Here is a 16,586-nt window from a genome sequence, read left to right as displayed (position 1 = left end):
CGCACCGCACCGCCTCCGACTCAGTTGCTGCGACGGATCGCGCGCACCCCGACGACCAGTCCGACCACCGCGACGGCGAGCGCCGAGACCCAGCCCCACAGCACGGTCACGTCACCGAGGTCTCCGGCGAACAGCGCGCGCTCGGCTTGGACGACCCAGTTGACCGGGTTGACGGAGGCGACGACCCGCATCCAGTCCGGCGCCGCGTCGAGGGGCAGCAGCATCCCCGACAGGATCAGTAGGGGGAAGATCAGCGACTGCTGCACGCCCCAGAACAACCACTCGCGGTCTTTCGTCGCGAGTGCGAGGGCGTAGGAGAGCGAACCCAGGCCCACCCCGAACACGGCCAGCAGTGCGAGCCCGATGAGCAGTCCGGGGATGTCGGCCGCGAAGCCGAACGGCCAGGCGACGGCGATGATCACCAGCGCCTGCACGACGATCGGCGCGATCTCCTTGAGCGCACGCCCGACCAGCAGCGAGGAGCGGGCGAGCGGGGCGACGAGGGTGCGCTCGTGCGAGCCGGTCATCATCTCGTACTGGAGGTTCGACCCGGTCGCGCCGGTGCCGAACAGCACGATCATCACCAGCACGCCGGGGACGAACCAGGCCAGGGTCTCGCCGGCCGGCTGTCCGGAGTCGCCGATCAGCAGCGGAGCGAACAGCCCGAGGAAGACGAGCGGCTGCAGCAGGCTGAAGATCAGTGTGAACGGATCCCGGAGCACGGGCTTGAGCTCGCGCGTCAGCACGTTCCGAGTGTCGCGCGCGAGGTTCGGGCGTACGAGGGTGTCGTTGGCGGTCATGAGCGGACTCCTGTCGTGGTGTTCTCGGAAGCGGGGCTGCTCCCGGGCGTCATGGCGGATTCGGATGCGTCGGCCACGGTGTCCGAGCCTTCTCCGGCGTCGCGCAGGGTGCGGCCGGTGAGAGCGAGGAAGACGTCGTCGAGTGTGGGCGGCACTCCCGTCGCGCGTCGGACGAGGAAACCGGCAGTATCGAGCTCGCGCACGACCACCGGTAGCAGTCGGTCGCCGTCCTGCACCGCGAGCGAGATCTCGGCGTCGTCGACCGTGACCTCGGCGGGGCTGAGGCGGGCGACCACGGCACGGGCGCTCGCCGCCTCGGCGGCATCCGCGAATCCGAAGGTCAGTACGTCGCCGGCGAGCGTCGCCTTGAGGGAAGCGGCGTCGTCGTCGGCGATGATGCGCCCCTTGTCCATCACCATCACGCGCTCGGCGTAGCGGTCGGCCTCTTCCAGGTAGTGCGTGGTGAGGAAGACCGTCGTGCCGTGCTGGGTCCGGAGGTCCAGGATGTGCTCCCACAGGTTCGCCCGGCTCTGCGGGTCGAGCCCCGTTGAAGGTTCGTCGAGGAAAATGAGCGGCGGCGCGTGCATGAGGCCGAGCGCGATGTCGAGCCGGCGCTTCTGCCCGCCGCTGAGCTGCTGCACGCTGCGAGTCGCGAACGAGGAGAGGTCGAGCGATTCGATGAGCTCGTCCGCCCGCCGCGCGCTGTCCCGTCGCGACATGCCGTAGAACGCGCCCTGGCTCAGCAGCTCGTCGCGCACGCGCTGCGAGAAGCTGCCGCTCGTGAGCTGACCGACGTAGCCGATGCGGGCGCGCACCCCGGCGGAGTCGGTGCGGATGTCGTGCCCGACCACGGTCGCGCGCCCCGAGGTGGGCGGGATCAGGGTGGTCAGCATCCGCAGAGTCGTCGACTTGCCGGCGCCGTTCGGGCCGAGGAAGGCGACGAGCTCTCCGCGCACGGCGGTGAAGGAGACATCGGTCACGGCGTGGACCGGTGTCTTCTTGACGGTGAAGACCTTGGTCAGGCCTTCGGTCTCGATGAGGGATTCGTTCATGGAAAGGAGCGTAGATATCGATGCGGACAGCTCCTGTCCGCATCGTCTGGCAATCTGAAACGCATGACCGACACCACCTCCCGTGCACTCGCTCTGCTCAACCTGCTGCAGACGCACCGGCACTGGCCCGGGAACGAGCTCGCCACCCGACTCGGCGTGACCGAGCGCACCGTGCGCCGTGACGTCGATCGCCTCCGCGAGCTCGGGTACCGAGTGGAGTCGACGCCCGGCTCGGCTGGTGGCTATCGGCTCGAGGCCGGAAGCGCCGTGCCGCCCCTCCTGCTCAACGACGACGAAGCGGTCACCATGGCGATCGGGTTGCGGGTCGCCGCCACCCAGCAGCTGGTCGGCGGCCCCGATGTGACGCTCACGGCACTGGCGAAGCTGGAACAGGTGCTCCCTTCGGCGCTGCGACAGCGGGTGAACGCGCTCGCCGCGTCGGTGCAGGCGCCGCGCATCGGGGACGGCCCTGTCGTCTCGCCCGAGGTCCTCGGGGAGATCGCCCTCGCCACCCGCGACACCGAGCGGCTGCGGCTGCGGTACGTCGACGGGGAAGGGCGGGAGAGCGTCCGCCGGGTCGAGCCGCACGCCCTCGCGCCGGCCGGCCGCAAATGGTTCCTGCTCTGCTGGGACCTCGACCGCGAGGACTGGCGCACATTCCGCGTCGACCGCATCGCCGCCGTCGAGCACACGCGCGTGCTGTTCACGCGGCGCGAGATCACGGAGGAGGAGATCGAGGAACGGGTGCTGATCGCCTCGTCGTGGTCGCCGCAAAAGGTGGAGGCGGCCGCCGTGATGGAGCTGCCGTTCACCGACATGCAGGAGCGCTTCGGGCCGTGGTCTCAGGGCGCGACGGCGGTGGGAGAGGACCACACGCGATGGCCCGTCGGTGGCTCGGACTGGCGCGAGGCCATGTACGGACTGCTCTGGATTCCCGAAGGCGTCGAGTACACGGTCGCTCTGGCGGATCCGCATCGGAGCGAGCTGCGAGAGGCCGTCGGACGGCTGCTCCGCGCCCTCGATGCCCCGGTGCCTGATGACGCCGGGTGACCGGCATCCGTCATCCTCAGACTCATAGGGTTATCCCAGGGAACGGTCCTGGCGGGTCAGATCACGGCCGGGTAACGTCATTCCCATCGCGGCGATCCGGGCGGTCCCGGGCCTCAGTTCATACCTGATGGCGTTGCGGGTTCGACTCCCGCCGTCGCGTCCAAGTTAGAAGCCCCGTAGCCCTGAGAAATCAGGGATTGCGGGGCTTCTCTGGTGCTCAGGCGTCGCGCCGTGACAACGCTTTGGCAACCCTTGACGCCGCACGAGCCTGATCGAGCGCATCTGAAACCGCGTCCAAGTCGTCGTCGAACAGGTCGGCGTAGACGTCGAGAGTCATCGCTGCGGGCTTGTGGCCCAGCATCCGCTGCACGGCTTTGACGTTCGCGCCGGCCGAGATTGCGAGCGACGCGGCGGTGTGGCGGAGGTCTTGGATCGTCATGCGGGGGAGTCCGGCATCCTTGAGGGCGGTGACAAACCCAGGAGCGGGAGCCTTCGCTCGTGCGCGGCCGCGGCAGGCGTACGAGTCACTCGCCGAACAGCAGGGCGTCGTGAGGCTTGCCCTCGCACTATCTGGCTCTCGGCACTGGCAGGAACGCGGGGTGGGGACGGTGCGGCGCTCGTCGGACTTGGGTGTACCGACATGGATGTCCGCGCCGACCTTCACGGCGTTCTCCTGGACGCTCAGTCGACGTTTCAGGGCGTCAACGCCCCGAACCCTAGGCCCCGTGAGTTAACCCCACCCGAGCCCGTGTAGGCCGCGACGTAGATCAACGTGCCGAGGCGCCCGAGGCGTCCGCGAGTGCGTCGACCTGCCCGTGCGAGGTACACGTGAGGCTTCGATGTCTCGACATCACGATCGAGATCGTCAATCACGTGCCACGAGTCACCGGCCTGCACTTTTGGCGGTACGCGGCCGAGAGGAGCGCAATCGCGATCTAGACCTCGATCTCGATCTCGAGAGCCTGGTTGGGCAGGCTGTGGCGATCGTGGGCACGCGCATCGACGAGGCCGGCGTCAGTGTCAGACGGACGCCGAACCCTCTCGGGATCGTCCGTACATGGAGTGGGTGGAGGCGCGCGGTGGAGCGCTCAAGGTGCGTCAGCGGGCCAGGGAGCTCGCGCAGGCCAACCTGCACTTTTTAAATACGGATACTGAGGCGCGCGGCGGTGGGGTCTTCTTCGGAGGGCTGCGCGGGACTTCTGTCGCCAGTGGTCCCAGTAGACTCCGGCTCATGTCTGAATGGTGGCGTTGGGACGGGTGGCCGACGGCCGCCGAGTGGCAAGCGTGGTGGGCTTTAGTCGCGTTGATCGTTGCTGGAGTGTTGCTCTACGTCGCATGGAAGCAACTAAGTGGCCTCGCGCAGTCGAACGAGGAACTCTCGCGATCGAACGAACTCCTCACCGCCTCGAACAGGGCAATCTCTCGACCAGTGATCGTCGTGGAGTACAGCTTCGAAGCTTTCAGCGCGAGGAACTTTGCTGACACCGAAAGTCGGAACGTCGTGTACATCGTGATCCGGAACATAGGAGCGTCCGCGGCGCGGGACGTACGCCTATCCGTTTCCCCACCGTTTCAGAGAGCAGGCACGATCGTCACTCTCCCCACTCCGGACGACCTGAACGAGCTGTTTAACGGGGTAACAACGATCAAGATGCTCGCCCCGAACCAGCAGCTGAAATACCCCTTTGACGGAGGGAAAGCGGCTCTAAATAGTAAGGCAGTCCCCGCTGAATACACTGTCAGCGCCGCCTATACGGACTTGCAGCGCTCGGAAGAGTTCAGTGACGACTTCGTTCTCCACATGGCGCCCTGGGGGTTCACGCCCGTCGAGGAGGACCCTCTTCAACGGATTTCCAAAGACATCCAGTTCATGACTGAAAGTCTGCGTGAACCATTCGTCGGTATGCCGGGGCTGGTGCGAGAGATGCGTGACCTCTCCATGAAGATTCACCTCCCAGCGTCTGCCGTCAAGACGACGCGCACGCCTGTAGGGCGTCCGAGGTTGCGGAGTCGTATGCGCGGGCGGCGCTAACAGACGCAAGCGCAGTAGCTTCCTTGCCGCACACGCGTACGCGCCTCACGCGTGCGCGCGTAGGTGTGACCGATCGTATGCTGAGCGTCGAGCAAAGGAGGACCCTATGGAGGGGTGGACGATTGCCGCGGTTGCGATCGCGGTCGTGTCGGTGTTGGTGGCTGTGTGGCAGGGATGGATGTCAAAGCAGCAGTTGGAATTGGCGAAGCAGACTGAGACGCGCACGGAAAAGGCGCTCGACGCGATTCGAACTGAGTCGGCGGAGACACGGCGGATCGTGCAAGACATCAAGGCCAACGTGGATGACCGGATTACTAGGTTGCTTGACACACAGGTGAGTGCTGAGCAGCAACGGCAGGCCAGTGCGAAGAGCATCACGGACGCTTTGACCGCTCAGCTCATGGGTGGGATGGCGAAGAACTTCGGTGCAGCTGGCGGCGCGGTGCGTGGTGGACCAGATCAGGAGTGATGGCGCTGTAGGTGGCTCCGCATCGTCTGGGAACCCTGCAACCACCTTCTGATAACACAGTGATAACAGCCCGCGGGAACTGAGCGGAGACGTCTCGTGCTCGGGTAGTCGCAGAACGCCGCAATCACGAGAGGAAGCGACGGGCGCTACACCATCACTCGCGTCCGCGTAGGGTTCGACTCTCGCCGTCGCGTCCACTTTGAAGTCGTCCGTCACACCCTCAGTCTTGAGAAGGCAGGGCATGCCGGATCTTGTCGATGCTCCTGCGTCGAGCCGTGACGTGTTTCGGAGATGCCAGCGCCTCGTTCTGCCGCGCATCGCGGGACAAGTCCTGAGATGCCTAGCAGACTCGATGAGTGCCCCTCCGAGAACGCTAAGCGCAAAGCTGTAGGGGATCTATAACTGAGACTGCGAGAAGCTGTAGAAAGTCATGAGAATTCCTAGCTAGCTTTGAGGATGTCTAAGCAGCGGGTAGCGTGGGTCGCATAAACACCAGCCCCTCTGTCGCTCACTGACTCTCGAGTCGCCGAGACAACATGGGCTGGTTTTCTTCTTTCCGGCGTTGGACAGCGTGAAACCTCATCTCCCCTATGACGATCAGCTCGCAAAGATGCTTGCTCGTGGCCTCACGAGCGCTGACCGTCCGGGTGCGATTGCGGCACTGAAGCGGATCGGCTACTACCGGCTTTCGGCGTACACATACCCGTTCAGGGAACCGCCGTCTGAGGAAGACATCTTCGCCAACCGCCCTCGCGCCGCGAGTTTCCGGTCGGGGGCGCGCCTGGAGGATGCTCTCCATCTCTACGAGTTCGATCGCAGGCTCCGGGCGGTGCTATTGCAGGCGCTTCAGGAGATCGAGGTGGGATTTGCGGCGAAGCTCGGCTATACCCTCGGCAAGCGAGCCGGCGACGGCCACCTCCAAGTGGAGCATCTCGACGCAACCGCTTGCCAGCGCATCAATCAGGAAGGGATGACGGAGCACAAGGCATGGGTGCAGCGCTACGAGAAGCTCCGCAAGGATGCGAAGGATGAGGAATACGTCAAACATCACATCCTGCACTACGGCGGCGAGATTCCAATCTGGGTAGCGACCGGTTTCATGGACTTCGGCTGTCTGATCCGGCTGTACTCGCTAATGGATGCTCGTGACCGGAAGAAGATTGCCTATGAGCTGGGTCTAAAAGGCAACGGCTCGGACACGCTCTATCGATGGCTGCGCGCGCTGAACATCTTCCGCAATAACTGCGCGCATAGCAACAGGATCTGGAACCGCGCCACGGTCGACGTGCCGCCGAAGTTCTCGCCTCAGGTTGCCCCCGACCACCTGCACCATCTCAACGATCTTGATAATGATCGGCGTCAGAAGATCTATCTTTTGATCGCCCTGACTGCATACCTTGAGCGCGCGGTGAACCCGTCGAGTAACTGGGCATGGTCGGCGCTTCCGACTCAAGCTAAAAAGCTCGGCAATGTCGGTGGCATGACGCTTGAGAACACGATGGGGTTCCCCGAAGGGTGGCGCGATCTCCAACTCTGGAAAAAGGCGGACGGCGCAGCTGAGTAAGAGCGCGCTGCGTCGTGTCGAGTGGCCCATGCGGGCGTTCTGTATCGCGTGATTGAAATCGTGGTTGCCGTTTTGGGTTGAGCTGATTGCAGCACAAAGAGTGAAGGGATCGCTGGTTCCATGTTTGACTACGAGAGATGCGGTCACGCGTACCCAACAGGTCGTCAGGACGGGCAACCCGTTGGATTGAGGCACAACAGTTGGACCCCGATTCGTCATCTCTACTATCCTCCGCCGTTAGGGCAGGAGGAGGCCGGCATTTCGTTGTTTCGTGGTGAGTTCGTACTGAACGATCAGGCGTGGGACGGCGAGATCCGGTTCGAAACGCGGAAGCACCCAGAGCCGCTCGCTTCGGGACGGCGGTCTGTCGCTGATCTCAGCAATGTTGGCACGCTCGGCCTCGAGGCCTTTTTCGCCGACGATCCCGGCTGGGAGGTCCCGTCGTGCTTGTCCTTACCTGATCGCAGGCGAGTACCAGCGCCACCTGTACCCTCTGCCGTCGTGTCCACGAGAGACGATGGAACGCCTGCCCCCGGCCATCGAATCGCCGGACATCACGTCGGTCCGGCCGAGCTCGGAATCGGAGATCGGCTAGATCGACTTAGCTTCCTCGTTCCTAACGGTCGCTGGGTCGACGATGGCCTCAGCATCTGCGACGCGGGAAGAATGAGGTTCGGGGTCACTGTCGTCGAGGCGGACGGATGGTCTATCCGGATAGACCCCCGCACCGACGCCAGTCAGCGAGAACTTTCTAAGCATCAGCGCGAAACCGCAGCCCACACAATCACTCACGTTGGAGAAGTCAGAAGGTCCGACGGGTCCGAGTTCACCTCGTCGTCTGCATCTGACGTGATTCGTGTGGTGGAGACAGCGCTGAGTCTCTACCTTGGCCGCGCGACGGCATGCGTGTTGCCCGTTGGATGGCTCGGTGCAGAGCCGCTGTGGACGCGCTGGGGTCGTGAGCGCGTCATTGATCGTCGCGAGTCCGACTTCAGTTGGTTTGATCAAGCCGATGGGGCCGCCTCACTCGGTGCACTCATTCGTTGTTGTCTAAAGGTCGCTCGGCGTTCGGATGGGCTCTGGGAGCTCGTAGAACTGGCCATTGGGTACTTGCTCTCGGCGCACAGAAGTACGGTGCAGCTGCGCGTATCGCTCCCGGTGGCAGCGATATCGCTCCTTGCGGAAGAGTGGTTTGTCTCGTTTGCGCCGAGCAATGAAAGACATTCACGGGCGGCGATGGAGAAGCTGGGTGCCGCGGACAGGATCCGGGCGATGCTGCTGAAAATCGGACTGCCTCCGGACATTCCAGTGAGCCTGCGGCACCTCGAAAAGGTCCAACTAGCGCTTCATGGTTCTGATGAACTTGCGGTCGACGCAGTCAAGTGCATTGTCACGCTGCGCAATGAGGTCGAACACCCAGGAAAGCGCCGCAAGGTGCAACGCGATCCACGTGAATGGGCGGAGGCCGGTTTCTTCGCGACAGATGTTCTTCTGCTGTGTGTGCTGTTTCTCGTGGGCTACGACGGCACGTACCTCGGCTTGAGCTCGAGCAGCCGCAGCGCTGGAAGCGGACATCGAGTCCCGTGGGCTGGGGCGAACGGGGCGGCGTAAACCCAGTTCACCTATGCCTCGTCTGGTTCCATGCCCGCGGTTGGACATGTCGCCGGGGCATCCCTTGTCAGGGGCAAATCACTCATTTCCATCGCGGCGATCCGGGCGGTCAAGGGCCTCAGTTCGTACCTGATGGCGTTGCGGGTTCGACTCCCGCCGTCGCGTCCACTTCAGGTCAGCCGTCGGGCGGAACCGTCAGCGGTTCCGCCGCTTCGTGCGGATCACGAGCGCCTGAGAGAGCACCAGACAGGCCATCGCGGCGACGGTGAACCATAGGGTCGGGCTCAGCACCTCCGTGAGGATCAGCACCGCGCAGGCTATCCCGAAGAGGGCGCCGAAGGCGAGCAGCCCCCAGTGGATGCTGGTGCTGGTTCCGTTGCCTCGCATCCCTCCACCCTGTCAGTCGGGTGCGTCGATGTCGACCGGGGAGGCTCCCGAAGAGGCGCTTGCTTGAGCGGGGCGTGCCGGTCTGGCGGAACAACCGAGCGTCAAATAGGTTTGAAGCAAATGGATGGGGAATGCTCGATCGGCGTTCGGCCTCCGGGAACCTCGGAGGCCTTTCGCTTTTCCGGGTAGACCTTGAGCCCATAGCCCTCCACCCGCCCGTCGCCCGCGCCCCTCCTGCTCCGGTCGCACTTTCTGTCGCGCCCGCGCTCCGCGAGCGACAGAAAGTACGACGGGAGCAGAGAGAAGCTGCCGAGCGGAGGAACCGCCGGGACTCACAAACCGAGCTGATCCAACCGCTCCTCGAAGCGCACCTGCACGTCCTCCGGCTCGTCGCCCTCGGCGTCGGCCCAGATCGCGTCCAACTCCTTCTGCACGGACTCGGGCAGGGCGGCGAATTTCTCGTCCCAGGCGGCGACCGGCGTCCAGTAGCCGACGACCTTGAACCGGGTCGCGGGCATGCCGAGCTCCTTGCGCAGGTACTTGCGCACGTCGCGCAGCGCCACGGTCTCGCCGGCCACCCACACGTAGCCCTCGCCGAGCGACAGCCGGTCGTCGACGATGCCGCGCACGAGCGGGCCGAGCGCACTGGGGCCGTGGCCGTTGCCGCCGATCACCCAGGTGACCTCGACATCGGCGCCCACCTCGAGCGGCATGCGGTCCGCCTCGCTCGGCACCTCGAGCACGACCCGGGTGCGCACGCCTTCCGGCGCCTCGGCGATGATGCGCGCCACGGCCGGAAGCCCGGTCAGGTCGGCGACGAGCACCTGCCACATGATGCCCGCCGGCGGCGAGTACAGGCCGGTCGGCGAGTTCAGCCCGAGCACGTGGCCGGGCTCCGCACGCGCGGCCCACGGGCCGGCGACGCCCGCCTCGTGGATCACGAAGTCGATGTCGAGCTCGCCGGCATCCGGGCGCACGCCGCTGATCGTGTACGTGCGCATCGGAGCCTCGGGTGCTCCCTCCGGCGTCTCCCACCAGTCGCCCGCGGGCACGGGCAGCGACACCTCCTCCGGGTCGTCGCCGTGCGGGAAGAACACCCGCACGTACTCGTCCCCGATGCCGGTGCTGAGGAAGTCGGCGACGCCCTCGCCGCCGAGGGTGATGCGGACCAGGGTCGGGGTGAGGGTGGTCGTGCTGCTGACGATGCCGCGGTGGATGCTCACGGAGTCTCCGTCTCTTCGTGGGGGGATGGATCGGTGGGGGTCGGGTGGGAGGTGCTGCGGGTCTGCGCGAGCCAGGAGTCGCGGTAGGGCCCGTCGGTCGCGAGGAGCTCGTCGTGCGTGCCGCGCTGCGTCGCACGGCCGTCGGCGAAGACGATGATCTGCTCGGCGGTGACGGCCTGCTGCAGGCGGTGCGCGATGAGCAGGGCCGTGCGTCCTCGGCGCAGGGCGGCGATCGCCTCCTCCACGGCCTCGCGATGGTGGAGGCCGACGTCGGCGGTGGCCTCGTCGAGGATCACGACGTCCGGATCGGCGAGGAACGCCCGCGCGACGGCGAGCTGCTGGATGCGGCCCTCGTCCATCGGCACGGCGGGCTCCGCGGAGGAGTCGTCGATCTCGATCGTCAGTGCCTCGACCGCCCACTGCGCGCCGACCGCCTGCAGTGCCGCGACCATCTCGTCGTGACTCGCCTGCGGAGCGACCAGCCGCAGGTTGTCGGCGATCGTCCCGCGGAACTGGTGCAGCTCCTGCGACAGGTAGTAGGGGGCCTCCGTGCTCGACGCGAGGTGCACGCTGCCCGCGGTCGGCGGATGGTGCCCGGCGATCACCCGTGCGAGGGTGCTCTTGCCCGATCCGGACGTGCCGACCAGCGCGGCCGTGGTTCCGTGGTCGACCTGGAGCGTCACGTCGCTGATGCCGCGACCCGTGGTCGGGTAGAGGAAGGTCAGTTCGCGCACCTCGATCCCGGCGGACGACGACAGCGCGGCATCGGGCGCCGTCTCGCGGGCGACGGATGCCGGAGCGAGGTCGATGACCCCGACGAGACGCGCGAGTCCGATCGCCGCTCGCTGGATGTCGTTGAGTCCGAAGATCAGCTGTCCGACCGGGCCGAACAGCCGGTGGAAGAGCAGCGCCGCCGTGGTGACCGCTCCCACCGTGATCGCGCCGGCGGACTGCAGCAGGAATCCCGTGCCGAGGATCGCGGCCAGACCGACGAGTTCGCCGCCGTTGATCCACCGGAACAGCCGGTTCGTCACTCGCACGCCCTCGATCTGCATGCTGATCGAGGCCTCGGCACGCTCGCGCACGCGCTCCAGCGCCTGCTCCTGCTCGTTGAAGGCGGTGAGGGTCTCGATGCCCTCGACCGCATCGAGCACGGCCTGGCTGCGTGCCGCCTCCCGGACCCGCACCTCGCGGAACACCACGCGCGACTTCCGCAGGAACGCCCGTGTCCCGAGGAGGTAGAACGGCGCCGAGGCGATGCCCGCCAGCGCCAGCCAGGGGTCGAGAGCGGTCAGCGCGACCACGGAGACCCCGATCGCGAAACCCGCGGACAGCAGCGTCGGAGCCACGTTCCCTCCGGCCTCCGCCACGGCATCCACGTCACCGGTGACGCGGGAGAGGAGGTCGGCGCTCTCGCCGTCGTCGACCGAGCTCACCGGAAGCCGCATCGCCGAGGCGAACACGTCTTCGCGCAGGCTCGCGAGCATGTCCTGCACCAGACCGGTGAGAACGCGGACCGCCCACAGCATCACCACGGCCGCGCCGATGGCGCCCAGACCCGCGCCGGCGACCCACCCGGCGATGGTCGCGAAGCCCGCGTCGGATGACACGGCATCCACGATGCGCCCCAGACACGCGGGCATCACGATGCCGAGACCGGATGCCGCGAGGAAGAGCGCGGCCACGGCAGCGGTGCGACCGGGGTGCTGTCGCAGCAGCCCGCCCACGACCGCACGCACCCGGGTGCTGGAGGCGATCGGCAGCAGCGTCGTCGAGGTCTGGTCACTCATGGCGTGCGTCCGATCCTTCGGAGGGGAGGTCGACCACCCGATCGCAGGCGCCGAGGAGCACGGGCGAGGTGGTGATCACGATCACGGTCTCGTCGTGCTCGGCGAGCGCGCGGGCGATGTGCGCCTCGGTGATGGCGTCGACGGCCGAGGTGGGCTCGTCGAGCACGAGCACCTCGGCATCCGCGTGCAGGGCGCGGGCGATGCCGATCCGCTGCCGCTGTCCGCCCGAGAGCCGTCGTCCGGCCTCGCCGACCTCCGACTCCCAGCCGCCGACCTGCGCCACGGTGTCGTGCAGGGCCGCCATCTCGATGAACGGCGCGTGCGGGAGCTCCTCCGCGCCGTGGCCGCGCACGGCCTCGCGCAGGGAGCCGCTCACGATCGTCTGCCCGTGCGGCGGAGCGACGACGCGACGGCGGTACTCCACCGGATCGAGGTCGGTCAGGTCGCGCAGCTCGCCGTCGACCGCGAGCGAGACGAGGCCGTGGTCGGGCCGGGTGCGCAGACCGAGGAGCCGGGAGAGGGCGCGAGCCGTGTCGCTGTCGGCGGGACGGATGCCCAGCAGCTCGCGCTCGCGCACCTCGACGGGCGCGGAGGTGGAGCCCGTCCGGAAGGTCAGCACGACGTCCTCCGCCGGGCCGACCGAAGCGGACGAGGCCGCGGGCGCATCGAGCAGATCCTCGGCGTCGATCACCTCGGCGAGACGCTTGGCGGAGGCGAGCTTGTGGATCCAGTTCGAGGGGAACGACCCGGCGTACGCGAGGTAGCCGCTGATGAACTGCGCGAGTCCGAGCACGGTCACCAGCTCGCCGATGCTGATGCGTCCTTCCGCGGCGAACCACGCAGACATGCCCGCGAGCGCGGTCGTCGCGACGGCGGCGAGGGTGCCGCTCACGGCCTCGTAGGAGGCGAGGGAGCGACCCGCGGCCGTCGCGGCGCGGCGGGAGGTGTCGCTGGCTGCGACGTAACGCCGCACGGCTTCCTCGCGCGCACCGATGCCGACCAGCACCCGGAATCCGCTCATGAAGTCGGCGGCGACGGCCCCGGCCTCGGTCGCCGCCTGCTGCTCGACGAAGCCTCGGCGTTCCAGCGGCCGCGACACGACCTGCATCACGAGCATCATCGCGATGGTCGAGCCGAACACGACGAGCGTCGCGACGGGCGAGATCACCAGCATCGCGAAGCCGGCTCCGATGATGGCGGCGATCGTGGAGCACTGCTGCGCCACCGACCAGGCGACCCCGGCCACGCGGTAGGTGTCGGAGGTGACGAACGTGAGCGCCTCACCCGGAGTGACCGTGCGGCGCGAGAGCCGAGGGCGCAGCATCCGGGAGAGCGTGAGGTGCCGCAGCGCCTGCTCGCCGTAGCCGTAGATCGACACCATGAGTCGGGAGGCGGACTGGTAGCTCACGGTCAGCACGAGGAACGTGCCGACCAGCACCCCGATCCAGATCGCGAGCGCGACCGGGTCGGCGGGGAGCACGGCGCGGTCGATCGTCGCTCCGATGATGACGGGGATCGTGGCCTCGGCGAGGGCGTGCACGACGAGCAGCGCGGTCGCTCCGGCGAGGGCGACGCCTCGCCCATCCGACCTCAGCGCGATCCCGAAGAGCCTCCGCGGCGTGGCCGTCACGGTGTCCGCCGACCGAGCGGGAGCACCAGCGGGGTTCCCGAGACGGGGTCGGTGATGACCTTGCACGGCAGGTCGTACACGGCCTGCACGAGCTCGGCGGTGATGATCTCGCGCGGGTCGCCCTGCGCCACGATGGCCCCGTCGCGCATCGCCACGAGGTGCGTCGCGTAGCGGGCGGCGTGGTTCAGATCGTGCAGCACGGCGACGAGCGTGGTGCCGCTGCGGTGCAGGTCGGCGAACAGTTCCATGAGATCGATCTGGTGCGCGATGTCGAGGAAGGTCGTCGGCTCGTCGAGCAGCAGGTGCGGGGTCTGCTGGGCGAGGGCCATCGCCACCCAGACGCGCTGCCGCTGCCCGCCGGAGAGCTCGTCGACCAGGCGCCGTGAGAGGTCGGTGACGCCGGTGGCGGCCATCGCCTCGGAGACCGCGCGCTCGTCGGCGCTGCTCCACGTGCGCAGGGCGCTCTGGTGCGGGAACCGTCCGCGCCCCACGAGGTCCGCGACCGTGATGCCGTCGGGGGCGATCGACGACTGGGGGAGCAGCCCCAGCTTGCGGGCGGCCTCCTTCGGCTTGAGGGAGCGCAGCTCGTCGCCGTCGAGCAGGACGGTGCCGGTGGTCGGACGCAGCAGGCGGGCGAATCCGCGGAGCAGGGTCGACTTGCCGCACGCGTTCGGTCCGATGATGATCGTGAACGAGTTGTCGGGCACCTCGAGCGACAGGTCGGAGACGATGGGCGTCTCTCCGTAGCCCAGCGTGATGTCGCGGGCCAGCAGCGAAGTGGTCATGGGTGTTCCTTTCAGGTGCGGCGCGCGTACTGGGCGGCCAGCAGCCAGGCGAGGTAGAGGCCGCCGACCGAGACCGTCACCACGCCGACCGGCACGGCGAGCAGCTGGGCGACCGCGTCGGACACCACGACGAGGGCGGCGCCGGTCAGCATCACGGGCACCGTGCCCATCGGGGTGTTCGAACGGGTGAGGCGCTGGGAGATCTGGGGGGCGGCGAGGGCGATGAAGGAGATGGGACCGGCGGCGGCGGTGACGAGCGCGACCAGTGCCACACCGAACACCATCGCCGCGAGGCGGGTGCGTCCCGGACTGATGCCGAGGGCGGTCGCCGCGTCGTCGCCCATCTCCAGCACCGGAAGCGTCCGGGCGAGGGGAAGGGAGAGCAGGGTCACGACCGCGAACACGATCGCCGCGGGGACCAGCTGGTCGAAGCCGAGCGAGGCGAGCGAGCCCGCGCCCCAGGTCGCCGCCATCATCGCCTTCTCGACGCTGACAGAGATCAGGATCCAGGAGGTGAGGGACCCGAGTCCGGCGGAGACGCCGATGCCGACGATGATCAGCCGGAACGACGACATGGTGTTCTTGTTGGCCAGCACGTAGACGAGCAGTGCGGTGAACAGGCCCCCGACGAGCGCGCCGGCCGCCTTGAACATGTAGGTGTTCAGCTCGAGGACGATCATCACGAGGGTCACGCCGAACTGGGCGCCGATCCCGAAGCCGATGATGTCGGGGGAGCCGAGCGGGTTGCGCGTGAGCGACTGGAAGATGCCGCCGGCGAGCGCGAGCGCGGCCCCGCACAGTACCGCGAACAGCACGCGCGGCAGTCGCCACTCGAACACGACCTGGCGGATGTCGGGGTCGGATGCGGGGTCGACGATCGCCCGGATGACCGAGGGGAAGTCCACCTCGTAGGCGCCGAGCGTCATGGAGGCGAGGCCCGCGGCGACGATCACCACGACGAGCACGATGCTGACGACGACGGCGCGCACGGAGACGAGGGCGGCGATCCGCGACGTCTCGATCCGGAACAGGCGGCGTCCGTGGTCGACGGGGGTGAACGCGGTGGGCGCAGAGGCGGTGTCCGGGAGCGTGACCGGCTTCTGGTCGATGCTCACAGTCCGCTCACCCGCTTGCGGCGAACGAGCAGGATCAGGATGGGTGCTCCCAGGAGGGCGGTGACGATCCCGACCCGCATCTCCCCGTTCGGGAGCACGATGCGGCCGAGGATGTCGGCGAACAGGAGGAACGCGGGACCGATGATCAGGGAGTACGTCAGCACCCAGCGCTGATCGGGCCCGGTGAACCAGCGGACCACGTGGGGGATCATCAGTCCGACGAAGGCGATGGGGCCGGCGGCGGCGACGCTGGTGCCGGCGAGCAGCGTGACGGCGATGATGACCAGCACCCGGGTCACGCGCACGCGCGCGCCGAGCGCCTGGGCGAGATCGTCGCCCAGAGCGAGGGCGTTCAGGGAGCGGGCGCAGAGGAGTCCGATGAGCAGGCCGGTCACGATCAGCGGCACGGCCCAGGTGAGCTGATCGAGGGTGCGTCCGCCGATCGAGCCGACGCCCCAGAAGCGCATGACCTGAAGGGTGCTGTGATCACGCAGCACGATCGCGGTGGTGAAGCCGGTGAAGGCGGCACCGAGGGCGACACCGGCGAGCGTGAGCTTCATGGGGGTCGCGCCCGAGGCACCGAACGAGCCGAGGATGTAGACGAGCATGGTGAGGACGAAGGCTCCGCCGAGGGCGAAGGGAACGTAGGCGCCGGGGGTGGTGAGCCCGAGCACGCCGACCGCGAAGGTGACGGCGAACGATGCTCCGGCGTTCACCCCGAGGATGCCGGGGTCGGCCAGCGGGTTGCGCGTGAAGGCCTGGATGAGCCCGCCGCACACGGCGAGGGCGGCACCGACGACGATGCCGAGCAGGGTGCGCGGAACCCGGAGCTCCATGACCATCAGATGCAGGGGGTTCTCGTCGTCGTAGGAGAACAGGGACTGGAGCACGGTGATCGGGTCGATCGCGCGGCTGCCGACGGCGAGCGAGGCGATGGCGGCGACCACCAGCACCACGGCCGAGAGGACCAGACCGGCCACGAGCGTCCCGTTGCGATGCGGGGAGTCGTCTGCACGACTCCCCGCATCCGTGTGCGAGACGTCCACGTCGTCTTCCGTCGCCGGGGACATCTCTCGGA

15 protein-coding genes and 2 tRNA genes are annotated in these 16,586 nt (G+C 67.4%); 7 read left to right on the top strand and 10 right to left on the bottom strand.

Annotated elements, in window-relative coordinates:
* Positions 1–20: 20 nt before the first annotated feature.
* Positions 21–800: an ABC transporter permease gene (locus AC07VM_RS03680; protein WP_494910011.1), complete on the bottom strand. Its 780-nt coding sequence runs from the start codon at positions 798–800 to the stop codon at positions 21–23.
* Positions 797–1,852 (bottom strand): ABC transporter ATP-binding protein, encoded by a 1,056-nt coding sequence (locus tag AC07VM_RS03675; protein WP_494910010.1) that lies wholly within the window; start codon positions 1,850–1,852, stop codon positions 797–799. Before AC07VM_RS03675 ends, AC07VM_RS03680 begins: the two co-directional genes overlap by 4 nt.
* A gap of 63 nt (positions 1,853–1,915) precedes the next feature.
* Here AC07VM_RS03675 and AC07VM_RS03670 point away from each other — a divergent pair, with 63 nt between their 5' ends.
* Together AC07VM_RS03670 and AC07VM_RS03665 are read left to right on the top strand one after the other, a co-directional pair.
* On the top strand, positions 1,916–2,902 hold the full coding sequence (locus tag AC07VM_RS03670) for a helix-turn-helix transcriptional regulator (RefSeq protein WP_494910009.1): 987 nt from the start codon (positions 1,916–1,918) through the stop codon (positions 2,900–2,902).
* Positions 2,903–2,989: 87 nt separating this feature from the next.
* Positions 2,990–3,065, top strand: a tRNA-Met gene (locus AC07VM_RS03665).
* Between the two features lie 54 nt (positions 3,066–3,119).
* On the opposite strand, the gene AC07VM_RS03660 is transcribed toward AC07VM_RS03665, so the two are convergent.
* The gene (locus AC07VM_RS03660; protein ID WP_494910008.1) at positions 3,120–3,341 is read right to left on the bottom strand and encodes a tyrosine-type recombinase/integrase; all 222 of its coding nucleotides are present in this window, start codon (positions 3,339–3,341) and stop codon (positions 3,120–3,122) included.
* Between the two features lie 792 nt (positions 3,342–4,133).
* Between AC07VM_RS03660 and AC07VM_RS03655 the strand changes: the two genes are divergently transcribed.
* The 5 genes from AC07VM_RS03655 (at position 4,134) to AC07VM_RS03635 (ending at position 8,746) form a co-directional block, all read left to right on the top strand.
* Positions 4,134–4,934: a DUF8453 domain-containing protein gene (locus AC07VM_RS03655; RefSeq protein WP_494910007.1), complete on the top strand. Its 801-nt coding sequence runs from the start codon at positions 4,134–4,136 to the stop codon at positions 4,932–4,934.
* A gap of 106 nt (positions 4,935–5,040) precedes the next feature.
* Entirely contained in the window at positions 5,041–5,403 is a 363-nt protein-coding gene (locus AC07VM_RS03650; RefSeq protein WP_494910006.1) for a hypothetical protein, read from the top strand.
* Between the two features lie 571 nt (positions 5,404–5,974).
* Positions 5,975–6,967 (top strand): Abi family protein, encoded by a 993-nt coding sequence (locus tag AC07VM_RS03645; protein ID WP_494910746.1) that lies wholly within the window; start codon positions 5,975–5,977, stop codon positions 6,965–6,967.
* Between the two features lie 120 nt (positions 6,968–7,087).
* A complete protein-coding gene (locus tag AC07VM_RS03640) occupies positions 7,088–8,578 on the top strand; it encodes a YopA family protein (RefSeq protein WP_494910005.1) in 1,491 nt (496 codons plus the stop codon).
* Positions 8,579–8,670: 92 nt separating this feature from the next.
* Positions 8,671–8,746 (top strand) — tRNA-Thr (locus AC07VM_RS03635).
* Between the two features lie 27 nt (positions 8,747–8,773).
* On the opposite strand, the gene AC07VM_RS03630 is transcribed toward AC07VM_RS03635, so the two are convergent.
* The 7 genes from AC07VM_RS03630 to AC07VM_RS03600 form a co-directional block, all read right to left on the bottom strand.
* Complete coding sequence (locus tag AC07VM_RS03630) at positions 8,774–8,965, bottom strand: hypothetical protein (protein WP_494910004.1); 192 nt, start codon at positions 8,963–8,965, stop codon at positions 8,774–8,776.
* 332 nt (positions 8,966–9,297) lie between these two features.
* Entirely contained in the window at positions 9,298–10,188 is an 891-nt protein-coding gene (locus tag AC07VM_RS03625; protein WP_494910002.1) for a siderophore-interacting protein, read from the bottom strand.
* The gene (locus AC07VM_RS03620; protein WP_494910001.1) at positions 10,185–11,978 is read right to left on the bottom strand and encodes an ABC transporter ATP-binding protein; all 1,794 of its coding nucleotides are present in this window, start codon (positions 11,976–11,978) and stop codon (positions 10,185–10,187) included. The genes AC07VM_RS03625 and AC07VM_RS03620 overlap by 4 nt, the downstream gene beginning before the upstream one ends.
* Entirely contained in the window at positions 11,971–13,608 is a 1,638-nt protein-coding gene (locus tag AC07VM_RS03615; protein ID WP_494910000.1) for an ABC transporter transmembrane domain-containing protein, read from the bottom strand. Before AC07VM_RS03615 ends, AC07VM_RS03620 begins: the two co-directional genes overlap by 8 nt.
* Complete coding sequence (locus AC07VM_RS03610) at positions 13,605–14,393, bottom strand: ABC transporter ATP-binding protein (protein WP_267415731.1); 789 nt, start codon at positions 14,391–14,393, stop codon at positions 13,605–13,607. The genes AC07VM_RS03615 and AC07VM_RS03610 overlap by 4 nt, the downstream gene beginning before the upstream one ends.
* A gap of 11 nt (positions 14,394–14,404) precedes the next feature.
* The gene (locus AC07VM_RS03605) at positions 14,405–15,508 is read right to left on the bottom strand and encodes a FecCD family ABC transporter permease (RefSeq protein ID WP_494909999.1); all 1,104 of its coding nucleotides are present in this window, start codon (positions 15,506–15,508) and stop codon (positions 14,405–14,407) included.
* Positions 15,505–16,578 carry a FecCD family ABC transporter permease gene (locus AC07VM_RS03600; RefSeq protein ID WP_267415729.1) on the bottom strand — a complete coding sequence of 358 codons (1,074 nt, stop codon included), beginning with the start codon at positions 16,576–16,578 and terminating at the stop codon, positions 15,505–15,507. Before AC07VM_RS03600 ends, AC07VM_RS03605 begins: the two co-directional genes overlap by 4 nt.
* Positions 16,579–16,586 lie beyond the last annotated feature (8 nt).

The sequence above is a fragment of the Microbacterium sp. GW821-FHT01D02 genome, assembly GCF_059422585.1.
The sequence above is the reverse complement of the archived record's forward strand: the minus strand, read 5'-3'. Positions and strand labels throughout refer to the sequence as shown.